The organism is Bacillus safensis FO-36b, assembly GCF_000691165.1.
Taxonomy (GTDB): domain Bacteria; phylum Bacillota; class Bacilli; order Bacillales; family Bacillaceae; genus Bacillus; species Bacillus safensis.
In genome coordinates this window covers 145077-169644 of sequence record NZ_ASJD01000005.1, presented here as the reverse complement: position 1 = coordinate 169644, position 24568 = coordinate 145077, and the positions used below count along the sequence as shown (strand labels likewise).

The window sequence follows — 24568 nt, the reverse complement described above, 5'->3', positions numbered from 1 at the left end:
TATTTTTTTGAGGAGGTTTTTTTGTGTTGTTTTTAAAGATGCGAAAAAAGGACATGACTTAAATCACACAGCACGTCCTTCTTTATAAAGGTATTTAAGTAGAAAAAAGTTCGCAGTTTCTTAGTATTTCCTCTGTACCCAGTAAGGTCGCTTCTTCAATACCTATATCATTAATTCTCATGAAAGATTGTACAGCTTGATAACCTACTGCATAACCGGCAAAGGGTGATAATCCTACAGGTTGAAAGCCTTGTTCTTTGGCAATGGTATCACCAAACATATAACTACTGACCTCAGCAAACCCTTTTGTATGGATAGCCTCTTTTATCACTTCTTTTGAATAGTCAAATTCCTCTTTATCAAAAAAAGTGACCCAAGGTCCTAAAACATGTTCACCATAAAGCTCTTTTGCAAATGATTCAGCTAAACCCTCTATAATTAAATAATCTCCAACTGTGACGTTTCCGTAATCCCATTCAAAATGTGAAAAACGGATATTATGGTGGAATTCATGTGCAATGAGAGCAGGAATTCTTGGGATATTATATGAATTTGGATATAGTGATACTTGAATAAATCCAGGAATTCCTCCAAAGCCACAATATCCTTTTTGCAGTTCAAGCTTTTTCGGATCAGCTATATACAGACCAAATCTCAACTCATCAGCATTTATTTGAAGGTTATGCTTTTTTATGAAATCCATACAATGGTTTAAGGTGATATCTGCTGTTTGAAGAGCCTGAATTTCTTGTAGTCTTTTTAATGCTTGTTGTCCAGTTTGTGTATCTGTTACATCAAGATAGCCAAGCATCTTGGTTGCCATTATTACATCATAGCCATTTTGCTGTTTAGCTTTTAGCGGAACGTTTATCATATTCCACATCTTTTCAAAAGGTTTCATCATGGTGTGTCGGAAAAAATTTTCTTTATTGTGTTTCGTTGAGAATAACTTTTCGTATTGATCGATTGTATTCTCAATCATAATTTTCATAGCTGTTCCCTCTTTTATGAAGAGTAGTAAAGACTTCCATCGCTTCGCTCATAAATGATGCCAAGCCCTCACCATATTGATCTATATTCTTTTTGAAACGTTCATCTTGAATATAGAGTTGACCTAAGCCGTAAAAAGCATCAAGAGAGTAATAACTAAAGTTTTCGTTTAAAAAGTCGTACCATTGTTTGATTACGATTTGTACTCTCTTGGATTTAGGGGAATGGTTGCGAAGAGAGGCTAGTTTATTAAATATGCTATCCCACCTATCAGATAATTCAATTTGTTCATCTTTAGACAAATGATTTAGTTTTGAGCTGACTTCATCAACAGCTTGATTTCCCCAACGGTGACGAGCTTCTTCTTCATATTGGCTAAAATTCATATTCATATTCTCAAACCTTTCTTTATAGGTGTATTGAGTTACTCCCGTTAAATGCTGCAGCGTCTTATCAATATTACCGATCATTTTATCGAGATTATCTCGTTTCTCTATTAACATTTTTCTTTGTAGCATAAATGCTTCTTTCTTATTAAATGAAAGATTGTGCATCATCTTTTGGATTTCCTTCAATGGAAATCCAAGTTCCCTGAAAAATAATATTTGCTGCAATGTTTCAAGGTTTTCTTCTGAATAGAATCGATAACGATTTTCTGTGACTTCACTTGGGGTCAATAAACCAATCTTGTCGTAATGATGAAGTGTACGAATGCTAATACCAAATAATTCAGCTACTTCTTTTACTTTCATTTCAATTCACCTCTCTTGATATCCACTATAAAATATGACGTTGCGTTAGGGTCAATCATCTTTTTTTAAATTTAAATCATGGATTGTTGATCTTGTTTGAAGCAGCGGATTCAAGGAGCTATGTTTTTTTCTCGCAAATCGCTCAATTTTGTTACAGCTTGCCCGAACAACTGGCTATTTCCACTCGAAAAGAGTATCATGAGAACCAAACATAAACTGTAGTCAGAAAAGAGGTTGCTGAGGTTTGAGTGAACAAATCAATTGCAGGAACTGTCATGAACTGATTCCGTATCGTTCCAAAACGTGTCCGTCTTGCGGGATTGAAAAGCCGCTTCCGAAAAAGGAACGTGTGAAGGATCGGGTGATTTTGGTTGTGGCAGGGATTGTTGTGGTGCTGCTTGCTGCAATGGTACTTGGGATGGCAAATGCCTATATTGGGATTTTTAAATAAACGAAAAAGGAGTTCCGCGAGTGGGAACTCCTTTTTTGATCCGCTCTTATTTGTTTTCAAATAAGCTTGTGGAATGGAGAGGCTGTACACGGGCTTTCGGGTCCATGTAAGCTTTCGCATTGTTGACAGCAGTTGGTGCTTCACCAAATCCGCTTGCGATCAATTTGACTTTTCCTTCATACGTACAGATGTCTCCTGCCGCATAGAAGCCTTCAATGTTTGTTTCCATTGTAGATTTCACCACGATGGAGTTCTTTTCGATTTCAAGGCCCCATTGTTTGATTGGTCCAAGGGAGGAAACAAAACCGAAGTTGACGATCACGTCGTCCACATCAAGCACTTGTTTTTTGTCGCCTTTGACTTCTTCGAGCACGATTTGTTCAATGCGGTCTTCACCAATGAGCTCAGTTGGTACAAATGGTGTCAGTACATTGACCTTCGAGTTGTGCAGGTTTTCTACACTGTGCTCATGCGCGCGGAATTTATCGCGGCGGTGAATAATGGAGACTTCTTTTGCGATTGGTTCAAGCATAAGTGCCCAGTCCACCGCAGAGTCTCCGCCCCCAAGAACGGCAACACGTCTGCCGGCAAATTGGTTCAAGTCATTAATGAAGTAATGCAGGTTGCTTCCTTCAAATGATTCTGCTGCATCTAGTTCAAGCTTTCTCGGTTGGAATGCACCGTTACCAGCTGTGATGATGATTGTTTTAGAATAATGAATCTCTTGATTTGTCACAAGTTTAAAGATCCCATCTGCCTGTTTTTCAACCGTTTCAACTGCCTGCTCTAAGCAAATGGTTTGATCAAATTTATCCATTTGTTCCTTTAAGTTATCAACTAATTCTTGTGCGCGGATTTTTGGGAATCCAGCCACATCATAAATATATTTTTCAGGGTAAAGAGCGGAAAGTTGACCGCCGAGCTGAGGAAGGCTTTCAATGATTTTCACACTTGCCTGTCTCATGCCTCCGTAAAACGCAGTAAACAATCCAACTGGGCCGCCCCCGATAACGGTAATGTCATATACCTTAGAATCTTCTTGCATTCCTTTAATCCTCCCAAATGAAAATTGTTATCACTATATCATATCATACCACATATCGTCGTTTGACTTGTTTTGAAAAACTTGTCGTTTTTTGATGCTGAAGCTTTGAAAAGAAGGAAAAAGTGAGAAAGACCGTTTATCATAAGGATTTTCAGTTTAAAGCCTTGAAAATTGGAGCAGAACTCGCTATTATTGTTAAGGGAACTAAATATTAATTTTTTATGAATTTTTGTCGGATACGGTCAAATGCTTTCGTTTTATGTAGGTGAAAGTTCAGATTTTCACATACTTATTTTTTTGTTTAAATTTCATAAAATGCCGCAAAGCGGTTGAGAATAACGATATGTAATTCTTTATCCGTTTTACAGCAAATTTAAAAAAGGTGGATGTGATTCCAGTGAATAAACCGAAAATCGTTGTATTAGGTGCAGGTTATGGCGGATTAATGACTGTAACAAGATTAACAAAACAGCTTGGCACAAATGATGCGGACATTACTCTTGTGAACAAGCATAATTATCATTACGAAACAACATGGCTTCATGAAGCAAGTGCAGGTACACTTCATCATGACCGCTGTCGTTATCAAATCAAAGATGTGATTAACAGTTCCCGTGTCAACTTTGTACAAGCAACAGTTGAAAGCATTGATAAGGAAGCAAAGAAAGTTGTGACATCAGATGGCGAACTTTCTTATGACTACCTTGTTGTTGCACTTGGTGCTGTTCCTGAAACATTTGGTATTGCAGGACTGAAAGAATACGCATTCTCAATCTCTAACATCAACTCTGCTCGTCAGCTTCGTGAGCACATTGAGCTTCAATTTGCGACGTATAATACGGATGCTGAAAAACGTCCAGAGCGTTTGACAATCGTTGTCGGCGGCGCAGGATTCACAGGTATTGAGTTCCTTGGTGAGCTTGGAAACCGTGTGCCTGAGCTTTGCAAAGAGTATGACATTGATCAAAAAGACGTGCGTATCATCTGTGTAGAAGCTGCGCCAACAGCTCTTCCTGGATTCGATCCAGAATTGATCGACTATGCGATGAACTACCTTCAAGGTAAAGGTGTTGAGTTCAAAATTGGTACAGCGATCAAAGAATGTACGCCTGAGGGGATCATTGTTGGAAAAGACGATGATACAGAAGAAATCAAAGCTGCAACTGTTGTTTGGGCTGCAGGTGTACGCGGTAACCCAATCGTTGAAGAAGCTGGTTTTGAAAACATGCGCGGCCGCGTAAAAGTGTCTCCAGATCTTCGTGTACCAGAAAATGATGATGTCTTCATCATTGGTGACTGTTCATTGATTATCAATGAAGAAATCAACCGTCCATACCCACCAACTGCACAAATCGCTATGCAGCAAGGTGAAACAGTAGCGAAAAACCTTGCAGCACTAGTAAAAGGCGGTTCTCTTGAAAGCTTTAAGCCAGACATCAAAGGAACAGTTGCTTCTCTTGGTGAACACGACGCTGTAGGTGTTGCGTTTGGTAAAAAACTTCAAGGAACAAAAGCTTCTGCAATGAAGAAAATCATCGACAACCGTTCTTTATTCATGGTTGGCGGACCAGGACTTGTTCTGAAAAAAGGAAAATTCAAGTTCTTCTAAACCATTATAGACAAAAACGTGTATCCTCGTGATACACGTTTTTTTATAAGTTGTGGTATATTTTCTCACTTGGTCATCGGCAGCAAAATATGTTATGATAAATTATCAGAAAATTTAGATTAAGGAGTGAGCAATATGAATGCACAAACAAAGGAAAAAACATCAACCTGTCAATATTGTTCAGGAAAAGGGTATTTTCAGCTATTGCTCGGCGGATCTGAAACGTGTGAGGAATGTAAAGGGACAGGAAAGAAGCGTTAATCGATCTGCTTTTTCCATTGATTGACTTCATCTCTATTTCCAAGTTAAACTAATGATGGGATATTTGGGGGTGGAGATGAAGTGATCAGTTTACCAGTCGTTATCATTTCAGTTATTTTATTTTTCGTGTTATTCTTCGGCATTGGCTTTTTGCTCAATATGCTGCTGAGAATGTCATGGATTATGGCTATTTTATATCCAATTGTATGCCTTTTCATTATCAACAATCAAAAGATGATCGCTTATGTAAGAGAGCCTGGCACCGCTTTTTCAGGAATAGGAGACCGGATCGTCTCACTAGCTGCGGCAGATATCATCATCTTATTAAGCGGCCTGATCGGTGCAATCACATCAGGTTTTGTCATTAATGCACTTCGAAAAAGAGGGTATCAAATGTTTTAACTCACTTGTGGACAGGCAAGTGGGTTTTTTTGTTTCTCCTTTGCATAGTTTCCATTTTGTTTGGAAACAAATAGATGGGTAGAGGAGTGACAAATAGAGATGAAAACATGGATGAAACGATTGTTCATGACCGCCCTATTCATGCTTGCACTTTTGACAAGCTTTACGGGCATATCTGGAGTCGAACCAAGTGATTTAGCTGCGTGGGTGAAAGAGACCGATGCGGGCAGGCAAGTATCTTCTTTTTTTCAGCAGCCAAAAAGGGAAACGATGGCACTCAAAAGTGAAGATGCGCGGTCTGTTTCTCTCGAAGAGGCGTTTAATTGGAACGATTACCCGAAACAGAAGGTTGTGGCAACCGGCTATACAGCAGGTGTGGAATCAACAGGCAAAACGAAGGAACATCATGCATATGGCATTACATATTCAGGCGTTAAAGTGAAACGTGATTTATATTCAACAGTGGCAGCCGACCCATCTGTTTTTCCGATTGGAACGGTGCTGTTTATCCCGAACTATGGCTACGGTGTGGTTGCAGATACCGGGAAAGCCATTAAAGGTCATAAGCTTGATTTATACTATGAAACCGTTGATGATGTGTATAGAGAATGGGGTAAAAAAGTGCTCGATGTGTATATCATCAAAAAGGGTGAAGGGACGTTAACGGAAAAAGACTTAAATCAGCTCAATGAAGCAGAATCGATGCAAGTATTCCGTCAGCAGTTTCAAGCCAATAAAGAATAAAAAAGCTTTGGGCCGTTTAAGGTCCAAAGCTTTTTCGCTTCTACATGAAGTAATAATCTAAGATGAGTGTCAGCAAGATCCCTGTTAAGCCGCCGAAGAAGACTTCAATCGGCTTATGGCCAAGAAGCTCTTTTAATTTCTTTTGCTTTTCTTTTTCTTCCGCATTTGGGAAATTCTTTGCTTCGGAAACAAATCGGTTAAAATCTGTTACGAGCTTGTTGAGAACAGTCGCCTGTTCTCCTGCCTGTCTGCGAACGCCTGTCGCATCAAACATGGTAATAATGGCAAAGATGGCGGAAATGGCAAAGATAGATGTATCTAGCCCGTGCTCTAAAGCCACTGCTGTGGAGAGTGCTGTTACTGCTGCGGAGTGTGAACTTGGCATTCCGCCTGTGCTTGTAATGAGCGACCAATCTAGTCGTCTAGAAATGATAAATTGAATCGGTACTTTTACAAATTGTGCAAAAAAGATGGCTGCTAGGCTGGCAAGCAGCGGAAAATTCGTCAGTACGCTCATGAACAAGAAACATCCTCTCTTTAAGAAAAAATATCGTGCGAAATGATGAACTAAAAATCCTAGTATGATGAAAAAATGATAGCAGTAAAAAAAGCTGCCAAGTCCATGTTCATTATAACATTAAAGAAAGTAGATGTGGAACGAGGAGAACACGGACAGGCTGCTCAGGTTTTCGCCGCTTTTTCATGATGCCCTTCCGCGTGTGAAAATATAAATGTTCATCAAGTAAAGACAGACTGGCAATGATCGTATAGGAACGCAAATTTTGATATAATAGAAGTTCCAATGTGAAAAATGGAGTTCATTAAGGAGCGTGTGATAAATATGTTTTTCTCGACAAATGAATTGCAGCATAAAGATACACTGGCGATCGGACTTTTTCAAAAGAGCCAATTATCAGGAAAAGCAAAAGAAATGGATGAATTACTTGAAGGAAGAATCACTGAATTATTAAAAGAAGGCGACATTTCATCCAAACGAAATCAGCTTTCGAAGTTTTTCCCATCCCCTGAAACAGGCATCAAACGCATTTATTTTGTCGGGCTTGGGAAGGAATCAGATTACACGTTTGAAGAGGCAAAAGAAGTGTTTGCCCATTTATTCAAAAAGCTTCATCAAGATAAAAAGCAAGCGGTTTCTGTCTTGCTGGATACGTTTATTGGAAAGGATCTGCCTGCTCAAGATGCAGCCCATGCCCTTTCTGAAAGCTGCCTTTTAGCTACATATGAATTACAGGATTTTAAACATAAAACAAATGAACCGGATCGTTTTATCGAGTTTGTTTATGCAACGACAGAGCATGATCAAGCTGAAATTCAGGCAAGTTTGAAAGTCGGCGAAGTGTACGGACAGTCAGTCAATTCAGCTCGTACCCTTGTGAATATGCCGCCAAACATGCTCACATCCTCTGATCTGGCTTCGTATGCGGCAGAGCTTGCATATAAATACGAATTTGAGATTGAAATTTTAGATAAAGAACAAATGGAAGAGCTCGGAATGGGTGGTATTTTAGCCGTCAATAGAGGCTCAACAGAACCGCCAAAACTCATCGTATTGAAATATCAAGGCAAGGAAGAATGGACAGACGTCATCGGCCTTGTCGGTAAAGGCATCACGTATGATACCGGCGGCTATTCTTTAAAGCCAAGAGCGAGTATGGTTGGCATGAAAACAGATATGGGCGGCTCAGCGTCTGTTTTAGGTGCAATGGAAATCATCGGCGAACTTCGTCCAGAGCAAAATGTCATTGCGGTCATTGCCTCAACCGATAATATGATTTCGGCAGACGCTATGAAGCCTGACGACGTGATTGTGTCACTAAGCGGTAAAACAATCGAAGTGCTCAATACGGATGCAGAAGGCCGTCTTGTTTTAGCAGATGGGGTGACATATGCGAAGCAGCACGGTGCCTCTGTCCTTGTAGATGTGGCCACATTAACAGGCGGTGTCATTGTGGCGCTTGGAAATGAGACAACAGGCGCGATGACCAATAACGATGAGCTGTACGCTCAGTTTAAAGAAGCATCAGAAGAATGCGGTGAAATGATCTGGCAGCTGCCCATCACGGAAAAAGATAAGAAACGAGTACGAAACAGCAAAATGGCGGATCTCAATAACTCGCCAGGCCGTGATGGTCATGCGATCATGGCAGGTGCTTTCATTGGCGAATTCGCAGAGGATACCCCTTGGGTTCACTTAGATATTGCAGGAACAGCTACAACAGAAAAACCTTCATGCTTTGGACCAACAGGGGCAACAGGTGTAATGGTAAGATCACTCGCAACATTTGTGGAACGATTTGAAGGAAAGAAATAAAGGAGAAGGCTCTGCCAAGTGGCAGAGCTTTTTTATGTAGGACATACTCCATTTGACGAAGTTTTTTTTCTATGGTAACATACGTTGGTACTTTAATTATCTACTACATTAGTAAACTAAAGGATTTCGGGGGTTTCACCATGAATGCAGTTGTTTTAGCGGTTGTTTTAATGTTGATATTAAGCTTGCTGCGGGTCAATGTCGTGATTGCGCTGGCTATAGGCGCTTTAGCTGGCGGACTTGCAGGTGGATTAGGCTTGGGAGGAACAGTGGACGCCTTTACGGACGGACTCGGAGGAAATGCAACAGTGGCGATTAGTTATGCGCTATTAGGGGCTTTTGCTGCGGCGCTGACGAAAACAGGTCTACCAGATGCTATGGTTGAAGGAGCAGTGAAGCTTCTAGGAAAAGAAGGCGATTCAAGACGGAAAACACTATCAAAAGTGCTCATCGTTCTTGTCATTTTGATCGTGTCCTGTTTTTCACAGAACGTCGTCCCTGTTCATATTGCCTTTATCCCAGTCTTAATTCCGCCGTTATTAAAGGTGTTTAACGAGCTTCAGATTGACCGCAGACTGCTAGCGTGTGTCATGACCTTCGGACTCACTGCACCATATATATTACTTCCAGTTGGTTTCGGACAGATTTTCCACGGAATGCTTCGTGACAATATGAAGGAAGCGGGGCTGACTGTAAACTTAGCAGATATTCCATATGCCATGCTGATTCCTGTTGCGGGTATGGTTCTTGGTTTGATCGTTTCCATTTTTGTGTATCGAAAGCCGAAGGTATATGAGGATCGTGAAATTACAGATGTAGAAAAATCGGCTTATACGAAAAAAAGCTTATTCTTTGCCGGTCTTGCTATTCTTGTTTCGTTGATTGTCCAGCTTTATCTATCGCAAAGCCTTGGTGTGGAAGGAATGATCTTCGGTGCACTCTCAGGACTGCTTGTCTTGTTTGTGACAGGAATGATGAAACGTGATGAAGCAGATGAACTGATTACATCTGGAATGAATATGATGGCATTTATCGGTTTTGTCATGCTTGTTGCGGCTGGATTTGCCAACGTGTTAACAAAAACAGGAGACATTGAATCCCTTGTCAAAGCATCTTCCCAATTTATCGGAAACAGCCAGAGTCTTGCGGCGATTTTAATGCTGCTCGTTGGTCTGCTTGTGACAATGGGAATCGGATCATCATTTGCAACGATTCCGATTATTACAACCATCTTTGTTCCACTTTGCTTACACTTAGGATTTAGTCCAATGGCCACCATTGCCATTATTGGCTCTGCTGCGGCTGTTGGAGATGCAGGTTCACCTGCAAGTGACAGTACGCTTGGGCCAACATCTGGATTGAATATGGATGGACAGCATCACCACATTTGGGGAACTTGTGTCCCAACTTTTATCTATTATAATATTCCGCTTGTTCTGTTCGGCTGGCTGGCGGCGATTATTCTGTAAGATGAAAAGCTTGTAGAGAAAACGATGATGTTTTTTCTATAAGCTTTTTTGTTGTTCGCAGATGAAAAAATAATTAGGACAAAAGTATGAATTAAATGAATCTTTCTTCCTCTATCTTACGTATATATGCTGATAAAAATGAAAAGGGGAAGATGGGACATGTCATTTTTTAAAAAGCTAGCGGCAAGTGCAGGAATTGGTGCGGCAAAGGTAGATACCATTTTAGAGAAAAACGCTTATTATCCAGGACAAGAAGTAACGGGAACTGTCCATGTAAAGGGTGGGAAAATTGCTCAGGACATCCGTTATATCAATGTCAAGATTCAAACACAGTATGTGATTGTGAAAGATGATGAAGAGCATAGAAAATATGTGAATATCTTTACTTTACGGGTGACGGATTCTTTTACCATCCAGCCTGGAGAAAAGCATGAATTTCCGTTTTCATTTATTCTTCCTATCGATACTCCGATGACGATCGGAAAAGTAGAAATTGCAGTAATGACAGACCTTGATATCCAAGGCGGAATCGATAAATCTGACTATGACCGTATTTTCGTTGAAGCACATCCTTGGGTGAAAAATGTGCTGGAAGCCACTAGCAATCTAGGTTTCCACCTGAACGAAGCAGACTGTGAGCAAGCACCTTACTTCCAGCGGCGCCTGCCATTCGTCCAAGAATTCGAGTTCATTCCGACATCAGACTACTATCGCTATATGCTTGATGAGTTAGAGCTGATTTTTCTGATAGATGAAGGCGGATTAGACATTGTTTTCGAAGTCGACCGTAGAGCAAGAGGCCTGAGAGGCTGGCTTGAGGAGATGTATAATGATGGAGAACAGCTTGTACGCTACCGCTTCAGTCCATCAGATCTTGAAGATGTAGAAGTGCTTGAAGGAATGCTGGAAGAAATCATAGACCAATACGCTGAGTAATGATGAAAAAGAGCCTGAATGAAGACAGGCTCTTTTTTCTATGATACAGCTTCTTGTTTTCGAAAGGATGTGGCTTTGGAAACAGAGCGATAAATTTTAGGTGCCAGCATCGCAAGTAATATCGTCAATGCGTAGTCTTTTACCATAAACCAGATCATAAAGAACCACGTGGTTTGATAGGAAATCGGTGCATTGAGCCATACATTTAATGCGAGGTATGTATAGGTGGTTCCGATCACATACATCACGGTCGTACCCGCAATGGCTGCAAGCAAAAAGCGGCCAAAGCCAGGGTTTTTTCTTTTTTCTAGAATGAATCCGGCAAGCCAGGCAGCAGGGATGTACGATAATACAAAGCCGCCGCTTTTGCCTAAAATGACCCCAAAGCCCGCAGAGAACTGGGCGAATACAGGTGCACCAGCAATTCCGACCAAGGCATAGACAATCATAGCTAATGCGCCAAGCCGTCTGCCGAGTAAGAGACCAGCAAGCACACAAAAAAACGGCTGCATCGTAAGTGGAATTCCGCCGACCTGTAAAAACGGCACAATGGATGTGATATTGGCTCCGATAGCCATGAGTGCAGCAAACATTCCCACTAGCACAAAGTCAGCAGTTCTTGTCTTCTTTTGCATGATGTTTCCCCCTGTCTTATCTGTACAAATAGATTAAGGGGAAGAAGGATTTTTGTCAACTTGTTTTTATTTTAGGTTAACAATAAAACCCGCCCATGAATAGGGCGGGTTGCTGATTAAGCTTCGGTCATAAAAGTGGCATCGATGGCTTTGCTGACAGGTACGTAATCATAGCCGAGATCACGAGCGACCGCTTCGTACGTGATATGTCCGTTCATGACATTGACACCTTCTGCGATGGCATTGTTTTCTCTAATGGCTTTTGCAGCGCCTTTATTCGCAATTTGCAGCGCATATGGAACAGTGACATTCGTTAACGCAACAGTTGATGTCCGCGGAACGGCGCCTGGCATGTTGGCGACAGCATAGTGTAATATGCCATGTTTTTCATAAGTAGGCTGGTCATGGGTTGTGATATGATCAATGGTTTCGACAATGCCGCCTTGATCAATCGCTACATCCACAATGACAGAACCAGGCTTCATTTGTTTCACCATTTCTTCTGTCACTAGCGTCGGTGCTTTGGCACCAGGAATCAGCACAGCACAAATGAGAAGATCAGCTTCACTGACTGAATCTGCAATGTTGACAGGATTGGACATTAACGTTTTCATTTGATGGCCAAATTGGTCGTCCAGCTGACGCAGGCGTTCTGCGTTTACATCAATCAGGGTGACATCTGCGCCAAGTCCGATCGCCATTTTCGCTGCGTTTGTTCCAACAACACCGCCGCCAATAATGGTGACCTTTCCTCTTGATACCCCTGGTACCCCTGCAAGTAAAATACCTTTTCCGCCTTTTGGCTTTTCTAAAAATTGTGCACCAATTTGAGCGGCCATTCTGCCTGCTACTTCAGACATAGGTGTGAGAAGAGGGAGTGATTTTCCGTCCGTTACTGTTTCGTAAGCAATGGCTGTAACGCCTTTTTGTTTTAATGCTTCAGCCAAGGAGGGCTCTGCGGCTAGATGCAGGTACGTAAATAAGATGAGTCCTTCTCTGAAATAAGGATATTCCTCAGGTAATGGTTCTTTTACTTTCATGATCATATCAGAAGATGCCCATACATCTTTCGCCTGATCAAGAATCTCTGCACCAACAGATACATAATCGTCATCAGTGAATCCGCTTCCAAAACCAGCGTTTGTTTCAATTAAAATCTGATGTCCAGCTGAAAGCAATTGAGAAGCTGCTCCTGGTGTTAAAGCCACTCGGTTTTCATTGTTCTTAATTTCTTTCGGAATGCCGATGATCATGTTTATTCCTCCTATGCTTATCTATTGATATTGTATGTCTAGTGTATCCGGAAAGTTTAGAAAATTCTTCGGTTGAAATAAAAAATAAAAAAACGCCTCTTTGTGAAATTTCACAAATGGACGTTTTTTAGCTTCATATCAAGGTAGATGGTCATTTTCTCATTCATGTTTTTTAAATCAATTTCTGCGATGTCTGTAATCCGTTTTAATCGATAATTTAAGGTATTGATGTGGATGTTTAATTGCTTTGCGGCAATATTGGCATTGCTGTCACAGTCAATAAACCGCTCAAGGGTTTCGACAAGATTGGAATGATGCCTTAGGTCGTAATCCTCCAGCTTTGATAAAGAGTAACTAGAGTAAGAAGATCCCTTTCGCTTCTCAGCAAGCACATCAAGATATTGATAAATGCCTAGTTCAGAAAAGCTGTTTAAACGTTCTGTTTCAACTGGAAAGCGTTCTTTCGTTTTTAATACAGCCAGTGCTTCTTTATAGGAAGGCTGAATATGAGAGATGTTATCGTAAATTCCTCCAATTGCTGCCTGAACATGCTGAATATGATACCGGTCCGCAAGCTGCTGCAGCATGCCGCTTGTGAATTGTTTAATATCTTGAAGCGGATGTTCTGTTTTTGGTGAGACAAGAATAATGAATTCGTGAAAATCAACAGTCGTTAACAGTACCTGAACTTGCTGTGTTGTTTCAAGCAGATAGGACAGCTTTTTTTCTGTCTCCTCTGTGAGTTCGTCACGAAGACGGAAGATGATGATGGCATATGTGTCTGGACATCTGATGCCAAGCCTTAAAAATAGGTCAAGCATCTCATCCTTTTCATGAATATGACCCGTGAGCATCTTCCAGAAAAGCTCCTGATTACGTTCTTCTGTTTTCGTTTTTCGAATTTGTAAATTGAGTAATTTGTTTTTCACGGCATGCGCTGCCATTTTGAGAAGGTCCATTTCTTCTTCTGAAAAAGGCTGTGCGGATTCAATCGCCCAAATAAATCCGAGCACTTCTTTGTCCTTCCAGATCGAAATGGCGACCCTGCTAGATAAACCCACCTCTGCAATTTGAGGGACACGAAGCGGTTCGTCTGTTTTAAGGAGTGTAGGAATGATGCCGTCCTTCCAAAGCCGATTAATGACTTTTTCCGGTACCCGGCGGGAGATAATGGTTGAAGTTCTGGCGGGATCAGTAAAATCATTGTGTGTGCTATATGCCAATAATCGATGATGAGTATCTTCTATAGTAATAGGGCAATTGAGCACATCACTAATTTGGTCTGCCACATCCTCTAAACGATCAAGACTATACTTAAACGGATCTGTCTTTTTTGTCATAAAAAACCCCTGCTTTTTCGAATATTTCACGTACTTACATTATGAAGAGAATGAGGTACGTAAATCAACAAAAAACTGCCATAAACTTAAAAAAACAAAAAGTGTGAGAAGCAAGCAAATGGATGTTGAAGCACGCTGAAAAAGAAATAGTACAATAATAACGTAGTAAAAAATCAATAGGCGGAAAGGTCCACCGAAGCAGGTGCATACTTATTAAGAATATATGACCAAAAAACTGTTAAATACTAGATAAAAAGCGAAAAAACAGTAATTCTATAGACTCATTTTGTAAAATAAAAACAGATTTGTTTGACTGTGTATCATTTCTGTTTTTATAATAATAACGTCAAAAAATAAGTGGATTAGCCCATTATATGGCGGCTATGCACGGGAGGTAATGAGGAATATGTCAGGAATTATTCGCGTAACCCCAGAAGAACTAAGAGCGACCGCTAAGCAATATGGTGTTGAAAGTCAAGAAGTGTTAAACCAAGTTGATCGTCTAAATAGAATGATCTCTGATTTAAAAGGAATGTGGGAAGGTGCTTCTAGTGAAGCATTTGCTGATCAATACGAGCAGCTTAAGCCTTCTTTTATCAAAATGTCTGATCTATTAACAGATGTCAGCAATCAGCTTGATCAAACGGCAAATACACTTGAAAGCACTGACCAAGACATCGCAAGCCAAATTCGCGGCTAATCAAAGGGATTTCCTTTCTAAGTGTGAAATGCAGAAAAAGCGCCGAGTCTGTCAATGGATGCCGGCGCTCTTTCTATTTTGTGAGGTGGAAATTTGTGTATATCGATATTACCATCGACTTAAAAAATTATGATGGCAGTGTGTTTGATTTGAGACTATCAAATTATTTACATATTAAACAAGTCATCCATATCGCCTGGCAGGCAAAACAAATCTCACTTCCAAAGCGAGAAGGCGGATGGGTGCGAGTAGTCAATAAGAAAGCTGTGTTTTCAGGCGAATATAAGCTGTCAGACTGTGGAATTACCACAGGAGACAGGCTGGAAATACTATGAAAGGACTTTTGTAAATGGCAGATAAAAAGAGTTCCTATTTAGAAGAACAATTAGAAGCAGTCATGAAAAAAGAGGGAGGCACCTATACCTTTATTTTTCAAAAAGAGACGATTAAACTCTTAGACGGTTTAGAAGCGGCACCGATCAAAGACATCAATCCTTCATTTCAGAAAGAGATTCAATTAACTGAAGATGAGGTCATCATTTCTATACAACCGCCTCCTGCCTATCAGGAATTTCGTTTCATCCATGCAAAGGATGAAAAAAGCAAATGGATTTTTTCATACCAGCTTGTCGATGCAGTTCTTAAACACGATGTGAAACGGCTGCATCCTATTGTTTCTCCTGAAAACATTGTTTTTCATCAAGGCTTAGCTCCTGCATTTTTGCATTATGGGGTTAAAGAAAGCATTCCGCCATATGAAACCGATGAGTATCGCCTGTTAAAAGAGGTCAAGGCTGTTGTTCTTCGAGTGGTCGACCATGAATATCAATTTCAAGAATATGCGGTTTACAATGAAACGTTGAAATTATCTGAGCTGGCAAAAGAAATTAGTGAAACGAAGTCGCTGGAAGAATTGTCAGCTTTGATTGAGCAAAAGATCAAAGCAATCGATGCGAAAGAAAAAACGCTCTTAACCATACCTAAAAAGAAATGGAAGATCGAGCGATACATCGGACTAGGTCTGCTTGTCCTGTTAATCCCTGCATTGGTGTACACCATTTACACCTTCTTTTTTGCCATGCCAAAACAAGAAGCGTACGTCGAGGCAAACAAATATTATCTCAACAAGCAGTACAGTCAAGTGGTGGATACGTTAGAGAAATATCCAGCCAATCAAATGCCAGTCTCTCTTCAATATGAACTGGCCATTTCGTATGTACAAACGAACCAAGGCAGTTTGTTGCTTGATCAGCATAAAAAAGAAATCACAGAAACGTACACATTGCAGACAGATCCGCAATACTTCCTATTCTGGATTCATATTGGACAAGGCAATAGCAAGGAAGCACTTGATATTGCACGGGTGCTTGGAGACGACAGGTACATATTTACGGCACTCGTCGCCTACCGCAATGAAATTCAAAACGATGACAGCCTTTCTGCTGAAGAAAAACAAAAACAGCTAGATCCGATCATTAAGGAAATGGCGAAATATGAAGAAAAAGAAACAACCGAGACAAGCACAAGTGACTCCTCAGACGCAAGCCAAACAGATGAAACAGCTGAACAAAAAGAGCAGTCAAAAGCCGATCAAGAGAAAAAAGAGAAAGAATCTGAAGCGAAAAAGAAAACCTCTCAGACGAAAAAAGATGAGAAAAAATAATTCTTTCGATACAACTGACAGTTGGTGCTGTCCCATGAGGAGGTGGAGCGTTTGAGTCTTCTTTGGGTTTTTTATGAGGAGGATTATCAAACTGTCCGTTTAGATGAACAGTTCAATCGAGAAGCTCTGATAGGACCTGAAATAGAGCATACGGTGACAATCCCTTCACTTTCGTTTGATGAAGGGGTCATTCGTTTATCTCCTGAAGAACCGAATGATGGTTTTTATATTTATCAGGGAGATGAGAAGAAGGGCAAATTACTTCCACATGAACCATATCAGCTTGGTTCACTTACACTTATTTTAATGGATGCACATCATGATCAACATATTTATTACCTAGGAAATAGAGTGGAGCTGTCTTTTTCACGTGAAGAGAAAGATGAGATAGATGTGTGGAAAGAACAAGCCCATTCCATGTTTCAAGATGCCAGCCAGTTCACTTTGGAGAAAATTGAAGGAACATGGTATGTCATGCCTCAAGGCGAGAAGATTTACGTGAACGGAAAGAAAATCCACGGTCCAGAGAAGGTATATGCAGGAGATGAGCTGTTCTGGAACTTTCTGACGGTGACATTTAAAGACGATGATTTATTACAGGTGACAGCTTACGAACCTTTTCATACACGTTTGGAAAAAACAAGACCGCCAAGTACGGAAACAAAACAAAAATACCCTTCATACAGACGTACACCGCGTTTGATTTATGATTTGCCAGATGACAGGGTATCCTTTAGCTTTCCTTCGCAGGAGAGTGAAAATAACAGCAGAGGGCTTTGGCTTGTTGTCCTTCCGCCGCTTGTGATGCTCCTTGTGATGGGGATTGTTGCCCTAATCCAGCCGCGCGGAATCTTTATTATCGTGTCGATGGCGATGTTTATCATGACGTTAATTACATCGTCCGTTCAATACTTTAAGGAAAAATCACAGCGCAAAAGACGAGAAGAGAAGCGTCAGCGAGTCTACTCTCTTTATTTAGAAAATAAGCGGAAAGAGCTGCAGGAGCTGTATGACCGCCAGCAATATATTTTGACGTATCATTATCCGTCATTTGAACAAATGAAGTATTTAACATCAGAAATCAGCGGACGCATTTGGGAAAAGACGCTTGTGAGTGACGACTTCTTGCACCTGCGTCTTGGAACAGGCGCAGTCCCATCAAGCTATGAATTATCGATGAGCGGCGGCGATATGGCCAATCGAGATATTGATGACTTAATGGAACAAACGCAGCACATGCAAAAAGTATATCGTGAAGTGAAGAATGTCCCGATTACATTCGGTCTTGCGGATGGTCCAACAGGATTAATTGGGAAGCCTGCGATTGTGAAAAATGAGCTACATCAGCTTGTTGGACAGCTTGCTTTCTCGCACAGCTATCACGATTTGAGATTTGTCTTTATCTTTCATGAGCAGGAGTATGAGAATTGGGAATGGATGAAATGGCTTCCGCACTTCCAACTGCCTCATACATATGGAAAAGGGTTTATTTACAACGAACAAACACGCGATCAGCTGTTGTCCTCGATTTATGAAATTTTACGCGAGCGTGATTTAGAAGAAGAAAAAGAGAAGAAAATCTTTACGCCTCATTTTGTGTTCATCGTGACAAATCATGAGCTCATTGCCGAGCATGTGATTTTAGAATACTTAGAAGGCAGCCGGACAGATCTTGGTATCTCCATTCTCTTTGCTGCAGAAACAAAGGAAAGCTTAGCTGAAAATATTTCGACGCTTGTCCGTTATATTAACGAAGAAGAAGGAGATATTCTCATTCAGCACAAGAAGGCAGTACGAATTCCGTTTCAGCTTGATACACATCAGCGCGGGGACAATGAACTGTTTGCCAGAACACTGAGAACATTAGATCATCAAGTCGGTATGACCAATTCGATTCCTGAGACGGTCTCATTCCTTGATCTTTTCCATGCCAAACAGGTAGATGACATTGGCATTCGTGAAAAATGGCTGACTTCAGAAACGGCCAAATCATTATCAGTGCCAATCGGTTATAAGGGGAAAAACGACATTGTCGATCTGAACCTGCATGAAAAAGCGCACGGCCCGCACGGACTGTTGGCGGGGACAACGGGATCAGGGAAAAGTGAATTTTTACAGACGTATATTTTATCGCTCGCTGTACATTTTCACCCGCATGAAGTTGCTTTTCTGTTGATTGACTATAAAGGAGGCGGAATGGCGCAGCCGTTTCGAAATATTCCTCATTTACTTGGAACGATCACCAATATTGAAGGCAGCAAGAACTTTAGTGAAAGAGCGCTTGCCTCAATTAAAAGTGAATTGAAGAAAAGGCAGCGGCTGTTTGATCAGTATCACGTGAATCACATCAATGATTATACGAAGCTCTACAAGGAGAAAAAGGCTGAGCAGGCAATGCCTCACTTGTTCTTAATCTCTGATGAGTTTGCTGAATTAAAAAGTGAAGAGCCAGACTTTATTAGGGAGCTTGTCAGCGCTGCACGTATCGGCCGAAGCCTTGGGGTCCATCTCATTTTGGCTACCCAAAAGCCAGGCGGGGTCATTGATGACCAGATTTGGAGTAACTCCCGTTTTAAGGTCGCACTAAAAGTACAAGATGCGTCAGACAGTAAGGAAATTTTGAAAAATAGTGATGCAGCGTCCATTACGGTCACAGGCCGCGGTTATTTACAAGTGGGCAACAATGAAATTTATGAATTGTTCCAATCGGCTTGGAGCGGTGCACCATATATGGAAGATGGCTACGGCTCAGAAGATGACATTGCCATTGTGACAGATACTGGTCTTATTCCGTTATCAGGGGTAAGCACAGAGCCAGCAGTGAAAAAAGAGACAGTGACGGAGATTTTCGCTGTCGTGGATGAAATTGAACGTATGCAGCAGGAGCTTGGAATTGAGAAGCTGCCAAGTCCATGGCTTCCACCGCTTGAAGAACGGATTCCAAAAACGCGTTATGCGTCGAGTGAAGAGCATGTCTTCCATTTTGCGCTTGTTGATGAACCAGATCAGCAAAGCCAGCATCCACTTTCTTATCAAATGATGGAAGATGGGAACATTGGCATCTTCGGTTCCTCCGGCTACGGCAAATCACTTGCTGCTACAACACTGCTGATGAGCTTTGCGGAGAGGTATTCACCTGAAGAATGGCACGCATATATTTATGATTTCGGAAACGGAACATTGCTTCCGTTAGCCAAACTGCCGCATACGGCGGATTATTTCTTAATGGATCAGATGAGAAAGATCCAAAAATCAATGAAGCGTCTGCGGGAAGAGGTTGAATATCGCAAGCGGTTATTTAGACAGCAAGAAATGAGTCATATCAAAATGTACAACGCCTTAAATGAGAAAAAGCTTCCGTTCATTTTTATCGTGATTGACAACTTTGACATTGTGAAAGACGAAATGCATGATCTCGAATCTGAATTTATTCAGCTGAGCCGTGACGGACAATCACTAGGTATATACTTCTTGATTACAGCAACCCGGGTAAATGCAGTGCGTCAATCGCTGATGAACAATTTGAAAACAAAGATTGTCCATTACTTAATGGATCAAGGAGAGGCGTACTCGATTATTGGCAGACCGAAATTCAGCTTAGAGCCGATCCCAGGACGAGTCATTATTAACAAAGAAGAGCTTTATTTTGCGCAAATGTTTCTGCCAGTTGAAGGAGAGAACGATCTCGAATTGTTTGAGCATTTGAAACAAGAGATACAGCTACTTCATGACCGCTTTGAAGCATCCGAAAAACCAAAGCCTGTGCCAATGCTTCCTGATAAGCTGACAGTTTGGGAGCTTGAGAGTCGTTTAGATGAACAAAAACCGCCTTATGACATTCCAGTCGGATTAGATGAGGAATCTGTGGCACCTGTTTATTTTGACTTGAAAAAGAATAAACATTGTCTCATCATCGGTCAAACGCAGCGCGGGAAAACAAATGTGACAAAACTGATGCTCGATCAGCTTTTAGTGGCAAAGCCTGAAAAGCTGGCTGTCTTTGATTCAATTGATCGAGGTCTATCCCATTATGCAAAAGAAGAGAACATTGATTACCTTGAAACAAAGGATGATATCACCGAATGGGCAGAAGAAATGGACCGCATATTCAAGGTGCGGGAAGAAATGTATGTCGAAGCTGTGCGCCAAGGGGAGACCGATCAGCTGTCATTTCCTCAAATTGTGCTTGTGATTGATGGCATTACGCGTTTTCAGCAGACGATCGATCCGCGTCTTCAAGATCAATTAGCTGATTTCATGAAGTCATATGCACACTTAGGCTTCAGCCTGATTGCATCAGGGAATCATACCGAGTTCAGTAAGGGCTATGATGCACTCACAAACGAAATCAAACAAGTTCGTCATGCTATGTTACTCATGAAAAAATCAGAGCAAAACATCATACCGCTTCCGTATGCAAGACAAGAACCAGAGATTCAGCCAGGCTTCGGGTATTTGGTTGAAAACGGAAAAGAGAAGAAAATCCAGGTTCCTTTATGTGCGGTAGAAAGGAAGAGTGTTCAATGACAGAGCAGCAAAAAAGCTCCATCAAAATCGTATCCACCATGATATTGATTCTTGTGCTGCCGGTTTTATTTTTCCACCTAATTGGAGATGACCCGGCAAAACAGAAGAAGAATGCCACACGAAATATTGCAGTGGTCAATGAGGATATGGGAGCGAGCGAAAGTGAAAACACGGCTCGTTTCGGACAGGATGTTGTGGCAGCATTGTCAGAACGTCCTGATTATACATGGACTGTAGTGAATCGCAGTGCGGCGGAAAATGGACTGAAAAACAGAAAATATGACGCTGTCCTTTATATTCCGTCTGATTTCTCTAAAAATGTGCTGAGCTATGATAAAGACCATCCTGAAAAGGCGTCCATTCAATTTTCAATTCAAGATCAGCTCAATGCAGTCAATAAAGAGAAAGTGCAAAGAGAGCTGGAAAATGCACAAAAGAAAATGAATGAACAGATGTCGACGCTATACTGGAGTTTTGTATCACAGGAAATCGGCAATGTAAGAGAAGAGTTTGAGCATATTGTCGGCAAAGAAGTCGAATTCCAAAACACGATGTACAACTTCTATAAACCGAACTCAAACAAACTATCAGATGCCGTCCAGCAGCAGAAGAAACAAATAGAAGAATTAAAAAATGCGATGGCCGATTCACAGAAAGAGTATAAAGACGGCTTGAGTACCACAGAAGAGGCAAAGAACCAGTTAAAGGACTTTGTGAAAGCAGTCGATCAATATCAGCAGTATCAAGACAAACAAAAGGATCTCTTGATCAAAGCGCAATCAGCAAGCCAAAAGCAAATCCAGCAAGGGCTCAAACAACTCGCTGACATTCAAAACCAAAATGCCCGCAGCTTTAGTGATCAAATGGGCGGACTCAAAACAGACATCAACGGGGTACAAAGTCAGCTGAAAACAACGGACAGCGCCATCCAATCTGTTCAAAAGTCGAGAGAAGACGTTATTCCTAAGCAATCCACGGGGTTAAAGGAACTTGTGAAGACGTCTCAGGAAGAACTGATTAGAAATTATGAAGCTCAATATCTTGCATACATAGGGGATAAAATTACTCCATTGCAAGAGCAATTGAAAGCTTCAAGAAAGGCATTGCTTGAAGCAGAGAAACCGAAAGAGGATCCGAATGAGGATTCGAATAATCAAGGTGAAGACCAAAAAGACTCGACAGACGATTTGAAAATCGATCTTGAAGAAGAGATGAAGAAATTAACTGAAATCTCAACAGAAATAAATCAAGTGGCAGATGAGTTGTCTGGAAATGAAGAAACGCCACCTACTTCAGAAAATGGTGAAGAAAATCCAGAACAAACTGAGGAAACCAAATCAACGTCAGTTCAATCAAAAGAGCAACTAAAAGCACTGTCCCTAAAATTAGAAGAAGTGAAAAAGAATATCGAGGAGAAAACCACAGCTCATAATGATCAATTACAAGGAAAAGTCGATCTTTTGAGTAAAGTATTAAAATCTTTAACAGATAAAATAGATAAACTAGAAGAAAAAATAATAAGAATAGAAACTAGCAACAATAAAAACATAAGTGATATAAAGAAATCCATCATCAAACAAGAATCTGCTATTACAAGAAAATTAGAACGAATAGAAACAACTCAATCTCCATTAAATCAATATACATCGAAAATGGATAAACTTAGGGATTTTAATACAAAATCAGAAAATGCATCAGAATTATTAAAGTATTCAAATGAATTAGTACATTATGAAGCATTACTTAACAGCTTCTATCAAGAGAAGGATCCTTCTTCTTTGGTCGACACCAAACCAGATGAAATCCAGTCCATCCTCTCCATCAAAAAAGAAGAAACTGAAAACTGGGATAAGCTCAAAAACCAGATGCTGACATCAAACGATGATGTGTCTACTTTTATTGATGAGATGCAGAAGTTTTCAGATGGTTATGCGGAGTACATTACGACTCAGCAGGCAAGCATGGAACAGGAATTACAGACAATTTCTGAAAGTGCGGACAATGTAGCTGAGCAAATGGCTGATCAAGGAGATGCGGTGTATACAGCAGACCTTGCAGGCAGTTCAATTGTTGTCAGTGCACAGGATTCAATTGGTCAGGAAGTGCTTCGTCTTTCTGAAAATATGAGTTCGTTAACCGACCGCCAAAAAGGGGTGGCGGATTATACGAATAACATTGAAGAGAGTGTCACAACAGTTCAAGAGAAAGCAGATACGCTGAATGAAAACTGGAGCAAGAATGTCGATTCTACAAAACTTGTTCAGCAAGATTTAAAGGGTATTTTAGGAAATACATTAAGTGATCAAGGCAACAGCAACTATGTGTATAACCATTTAGCCAATCCGCTGAAAATCAGCGGCGATGTGCCGGAAGAAAAAACGCAGACTGTACCGCCGGTCGTCATTTTGGTCATTGTGATGATCAGCAGTTTGTTAATTGGCTTTTTCAGCTCGTATTATGCGTCAGCTCCGATGCTGGTCAAAGGTGCACTGTTTGGCATCTTGAATCTATTAGTCGGACTCATGATCAGCTTGTTTGGACTGAACATTTACAAACTTGCAGATGATCAAGCCATTCAATGGTCGATCTTCACCATTTTGTTATTAGTGGCGTGTTCTGCCTTTATTCGCACGGCCTTCCTTTTCGGTTCCATTGCCGGATGGATGGCAGCAACGGCACTGATTTTCTTCTTTGTCGCACCGTTAATTGATTTGGTGATGCCGAATTTCCACTTTACCAATCCAGTGACAGACGTATACCTGTCGATCCAATATGGAAATGGAGACACCTTTGGAATGGGCGTCACAGGGTTAGTGATTTTAACTGTCCTTTTCATGGTCGTACCGCTTGTGAAAAAGCTATGGAAAGATAAAAAAGAGGAACGTGATGTGACTCATGAAGCTTAATCTATTCGTGAAAGGGGCGGCATTCGTTGCCGTTTCCCTTTTTCTCCTCATCCCTGCTGCTTTCGCTGCTGGTGAAGATACGGATACGAATGTCAAGCCGAATGAATATCAGGAAAAGGAACTTAATATTAACTCGAGTATATTGAGGGATCAAACAAAATACGAACAAAGCAAAACGACGTCAAAAATCAAAACAGACATTCATTTTGCTGAACCGCCCAAAGCCCCGGGGGGATCTCTTTCTCCGCAGCTTTTTAGTGATCTAAAGGAGAACCCGCCCAAAACACCGGCTCGTATGATGAAAGAGATGAATATCTCTTTTAGTGATTCGGCTGTATCAGCACCTTCTGAGGATGATCATGAGAAGCAGACATCGGCACTGCTTCCGATGATCTTTGGTTTCTTGATAGCCCTTGGTCTCGTTGTGATGATCATCCTGATTCCAAAGGTGAATGTGAAGGCTGAAAAGAAATAGTCTGTCTCTTTTAATAGAGGCAGGCTTTTCTTTATGCAGATTGCTTGATGTCATACCGTTTCACTACGTAAAATAGTG

Annotated in this window: 21 protein-coding genes; 14 read left to right on the top strand and 7 right to left on the bottom strand. The window is 41.0% G+C overall.

Annotated features, from left to right (window positions below; genetic code table 11):
* Window positions 1–94: 94 nt before the first annotated feature.
* Together BA81_RS12985 and BA81_RS12980 are read right to left on the bottom strand one after the other, a co-directional pair.
* On the bottom strand, window positions 95–991 hold the full coding sequence (locus tag BA81_RS12985; RefSeq protein ID WP_034282608.1) for a DUF2268 domain-containing putative Zn-dependent protease: 897 nt from the start codon (window positions 989–991) through the stop codon (window positions 95–97).
* Complete coding sequence (locus BA81_RS12980) at window positions 975–1742, bottom strand: MerR family transcriptional regulator (protein WP_193510686.1); 768 nt, start codon at window positions 1740–1742, stop codon at window positions 975–977. The genes BA81_RS12985 and BA81_RS12980 overlap by 17 nt, the downstream gene beginning before the upstream one ends.
* 244 nt (window positions 1743–1986) lie before the next feature.
* Here BA81_RS12980 and BA81_RS12975 point away from each other — a divergent pair, with 244 nt between their 5' ends.
* Entirely contained in the window at window positions 1987–2193 is a 207-nt protein-coding gene (locus BA81_RS12975) for a hypothetical protein (RefSeq protein WP_024425965.1), read from the top strand.
* 46 nt (window positions 2194–2239) lie between these two features.
* Here the strand turns inward: BA81_RS12975 and yumC are convergent, their stop codons facing one another.
* A complete protein-coding gene (gene yumC, locus BA81_RS12970; RefSeq protein ID WP_034282604.1) occupies window positions 2240–3238 on the bottom strand; it encodes a ferredoxin--NADP reductase 2 in 999 nt (332 codons plus the stop codon).
* A 391-nt stretch (window positions 3239–3629) separates the two neighbouring features.
* Here yumC and BA81_RS12965 point away from each other — a divergent pair, with 391 nt between their 5' ends.
* The 4 genes from BA81_RS12965 (at window position 3630) to BA81_RS12955 (ending at window position 6254) form a co-directional block, all read left to right on the top strand.
* Window positions 3630–4847 (top strand): NAD(P)/FAD-dependent oxidoreductase, encoded by a 1218-nt coding sequence (locus tag BA81_RS12965; protein WP_024423350.1) that lies wholly within the window; start codon window positions 3630–3632, stop codon window positions 4845–4847.
* A gap of 135 nt (window positions 4848–4982) precedes the next feature.
* Window positions 4983–5108 carry a YuiA family protein gene (locus tag BA81_RS19665; RefSeq protein WP_157840088.1) on the top strand — a complete coding sequence of 42 codons (126 nt, stop codon included), beginning with the start codon at window positions 4983–4985 and terminating at the stop codon, window positions 5106–5108.
* An 81-nt stretch (window positions 5109–5189) separates the two neighbouring features.
* Window positions 5190–5510 carry a YuiB family protein gene (locus BA81_RS12960; protein ID WP_024423349.1) on the top strand — a complete coding sequence of 107 codons (321 nt, stop codon included), beginning with the start codon at window positions 5190–5192 and terminating at the stop codon, window positions 5508–5510.
* 99 nt (window positions 5511–5609) lie between these two features.
* On the top strand, window positions 5610–6254 hold the full coding sequence (locus BA81_RS12955) for a 3D domain-containing protein (protein WP_034282599.1): 645 nt from the start codon (window positions 5610–5612) through the stop codon (window positions 6252–6254).
* A gap of 40 nt (window positions 6255–6294) precedes the next feature.
* Here BA81_RS12955 and BA81_RS12950 read toward each other — a convergent pair whose 3' ends face one another.
* Window positions 6295–6771: a divergent PAP2 family protein gene (locus BA81_RS12950; RefSeq protein WP_024423347.1), complete on the bottom strand. Its 477-nt coding sequence runs from the start codon at window positions 6769–6771 to the stop codon at window positions 6295–6297.
* Between the two features lie 324 nt (window positions 6772–7095).
* Between BA81_RS12950 and BA81_RS12945 the strand changes: the two genes are divergently transcribed.
* The 3 genes from BA81_RS12945 to BA81_RS12935 all read left to right on the top strand — a co-directional run bounded on the left by BA81_RS12945 (window position 7096) and on the right by BA81_RS12935 (window position 10991).
* Window positions 7096–8586 (top strand): leucyl aminopeptidase, encoded by a 1491-nt coding sequence (locus tag BA81_RS12945; protein WP_034282598.1) that lies wholly within the window; start codon window positions 7096–7098, stop codon window positions 8584–8586.
* 140 nt (window positions 8587–8726) lie between these two features.
* Window positions 8727–10055 (top strand): Na+/H+ antiporter family protein, encoded by a 1329-nt coding sequence (locus BA81_RS12940; protein ID WP_034282597.1) that lies wholly within the window; start codon window positions 8727–8729, stop codon window positions 10053–10055.
* 159 nt (window positions 10056–10214) lie between these two features.
* Entirely contained in the window at window positions 10215–10991 is a 777-nt protein-coding gene (locus BA81_RS12935) for a sporulation protein (RefSeq protein ID WP_034282596.1), read from the top strand.
* Window positions 10992–11029: 38 nt separating this feature from the next.
* Here BA81_RS12935 and BA81_RS12930 read toward each other — a convergent pair whose 3' ends face one another.
* The 3 genes from BA81_RS12930 to adeR all read right to left on the bottom strand — a co-directional run bounded on the left by BA81_RS12930 (window position 11030) and on the right by adeR (window position 14219).
* A complete protein-coding gene (locus tag BA81_RS12930) occupies window positions 11030–11626 on the bottom strand; it encodes a biotin transporter BioY (RefSeq protein WP_034282595.1) in 597 nt (198 codons plus the stop codon).
* A gap of 116 nt (window positions 11627–11742) precedes the next feature.
* Window positions 11743–12879, bottom strand: coding sequence for an alanine dehydrogenase (gene ald, locus BA81_RS12925; protein ID WP_034282594.1), 1137 nt, complete (start codon window positions 12877–12879; stop codon window positions 11743–11745).
* Between the two features lie 110 nt (window positions 12880–12989).
* A complete protein-coding gene (gene adeR, locus BA81_RS12920; RefSeq protein WP_034282592.1) occupies window positions 12990–14219 on the bottom strand; it encodes a sporulation transcriptional activator AdeR in 1230 nt (409 codons plus the stop codon).
* Window positions 14220–14625: 406 nt separating this feature from the next.
* Here adeR and BA81_RS12915 point away from each other — a divergent pair, with 406 nt between their 5' ends.
* From BA81_RS12915 to essA, 6 genes are all read left to right on the top strand, one after another.
* Window positions 14626–14919, top strand: coding sequence for a WXG100 family type VII secretion target (locus BA81_RS12915; protein WP_003213769.1), 294 nt, complete (start codon window positions 14626–14628; stop codon window positions 14917–14919).
* Window positions 14920–15014: 95 nt separating this feature from the next.
* Window positions 15015–15254 (top strand): ESX secretion system protein YukD, encoded by a 240-nt coding sequence (gene yukD / locus BA81_RS12910; protein WP_003213579.1) that lies wholly within the window; start codon window positions 15015–15017, stop codon window positions 15252–15254.
* A 14-nt stretch (window positions 15255–15268) separates the two neighbouring features.
* The gene (gene essB, locus BA81_RS12905; protein ID WP_034282589.1) at window positions 15269–16582 is read left to right on the top strand and encodes a type VII secretion protein EssB; all 1314 of its coding nucleotides are present in this window, start codon (window positions 15269–15271) and stop codon (window positions 16580–16582) included.
* Between the two features lie 51 nt (window positions 16583–16633).
* Window positions 16634–21109 (top strand): type VII secretion protein EssC, encoded by a 4476-nt coding sequence (gene essC, locus BA81_RS12900; protein ID WP_034282587.1) that lies wholly within the window; start codon window positions 16634–16636, stop codon window positions 21107–21109.
* A complete protein-coding gene (gene esaA, locus BA81_RS12895) occupies window positions 21106–24015 on the top strand; it encodes a type VII secretion protein EsaA (protein WP_034282585.1) in 2910 nt (969 codons plus the stop codon). Before essC ends, esaA begins: the two co-directional genes overlap by 4 nt.
* Window positions 24005–24490 carry a type VII secretion protein EssA gene (gene essA, locus BA81_RS12890; RefSeq protein ID WP_034282584.1) on the top strand — a complete coding sequence of 162 codons (486 nt, stop codon included), beginning with the start codon at window positions 24005–24007 and terminating at the stop codon, window positions 24488–24490. The genes esaA and essA overlap by 11 nt, the downstream gene beginning before the upstream one ends.
* Window positions 24491–24568 lie beyond the last annotated feature (78 nt).

What these genes read in the sequence shown, in the direction of transcription:
- BA81_RS12985 (WP_034282608.1), bottom strand. Translation starts at nt 991, where the DNA reads ATGAAAATTATGATTGAGAATACAATCGATCAATACGAAAAGTTATTC.
- BA81_RS12980 (WP_193510686.1), bottom strand. Translation starts at nt 1,742, where the DNA reads ATGAAAGTAAAAGAAGTAGCTGAATTATTTGGTATTAGCATTCGTACA.
- yumC (WP_034282604.1), bottom strand. Translation starts at nt 3,238, where the DNA reads ATGCAAGAAGATTCTAAGGTATATGACATTACCGTTATCGGGGGCGGC.
- BA81_RS19665 (WP_157840088.1), top strand. Translation starts at nt 4,983, where the DNA reads ATGAATGCACAAACAAAGGAAAAAACATCAACCTGTCAATATTGTTCA.
- BA81_RS12955 (WP_034282599.1), top strand. Translation starts at nt 5,610, where the DNA reads ATGAAAACATGGATGAAACGATTGTTCATGACCGCCCTATTCATGCTT.
- BA81_RS12950 (WP_024423347.1), bottom strand. Translation starts at nt 6,771, where the DNA reads ATGAGCGTACTGACGAATTTTCCGCTGCTTGCCAGCCTAGCAGCCATC.
- BA81_RS12945 (WP_034282598.1), top strand. Translation starts at nt 7,096, where the DNA reads ATGTTTTTCTCGACAAATGAATTGCAGCATAAAGATACACTGGCGATC.
- BA81_RS12940 (WP_034282597.1), top strand. Translation starts at nt 8,727, where the DNA reads ATGAATGCAGTTGTTTTAGCGGTTGTTTTAATGTTGATATTAAGCTTG.
- BA81_RS12935 (WP_034282596.1), top strand. Translation starts at nt 10,215, where the DNA reads ATGTCATTTTTTAAAAAGCTAGCGGCAAGTGCAGGAATTGGTGCGGCA.
- BA81_RS12930 (WP_034282595.1), bottom strand. Translation starts at nt 11,626, where the DNA reads ATGCAAAAGAAGACAAGAACTGCTGACTTTGTGCTAGTGGGAATGTTT.
- ald (WP_034282594.1), bottom strand. Translation starts at nt 12,879, where the DNA reads ATGATCATCGGCATTCCGAAAGAAATTAAGAACAATGAAAACCGAGTG.
- adeR (WP_034282592.1), bottom strand. Translation starts at nt 14,219, where the DNA reads ATGACAAAAAAGACAGATCCGTTTAAGTATAGTCTTGATCGTTTAGAG.
- BA81_RS12915 (WP_003213769.1), top strand. Translation starts at nt 14,626, where the DNA reads ATGTCAGGAATTATTCGCGTAACCCCAGAAGAACTAAGAGCGACCGCT.
- essB (WP_034282589.1), top strand. Translation starts at nt 15,269, where the DNA reads ATGGCAGATAAAAAGAGTTCCTATTTAGAAGAACAATTAGAAGCAGTC.
- esaA (WP_034282585.1), top strand. Translation starts at nt 21,106, where the DNA reads ATGACAGAGCAGCAAAAAAGCTCCATCAAAATCGTATCCACCATGATA.
- essA (WP_034282584.1), top strand. Translation starts at nt 24,005, where the DNA reads ATGAAGCTTAATCTATTCGTGAAAGGGGCGGCATTCGTTGCCGTTTCC.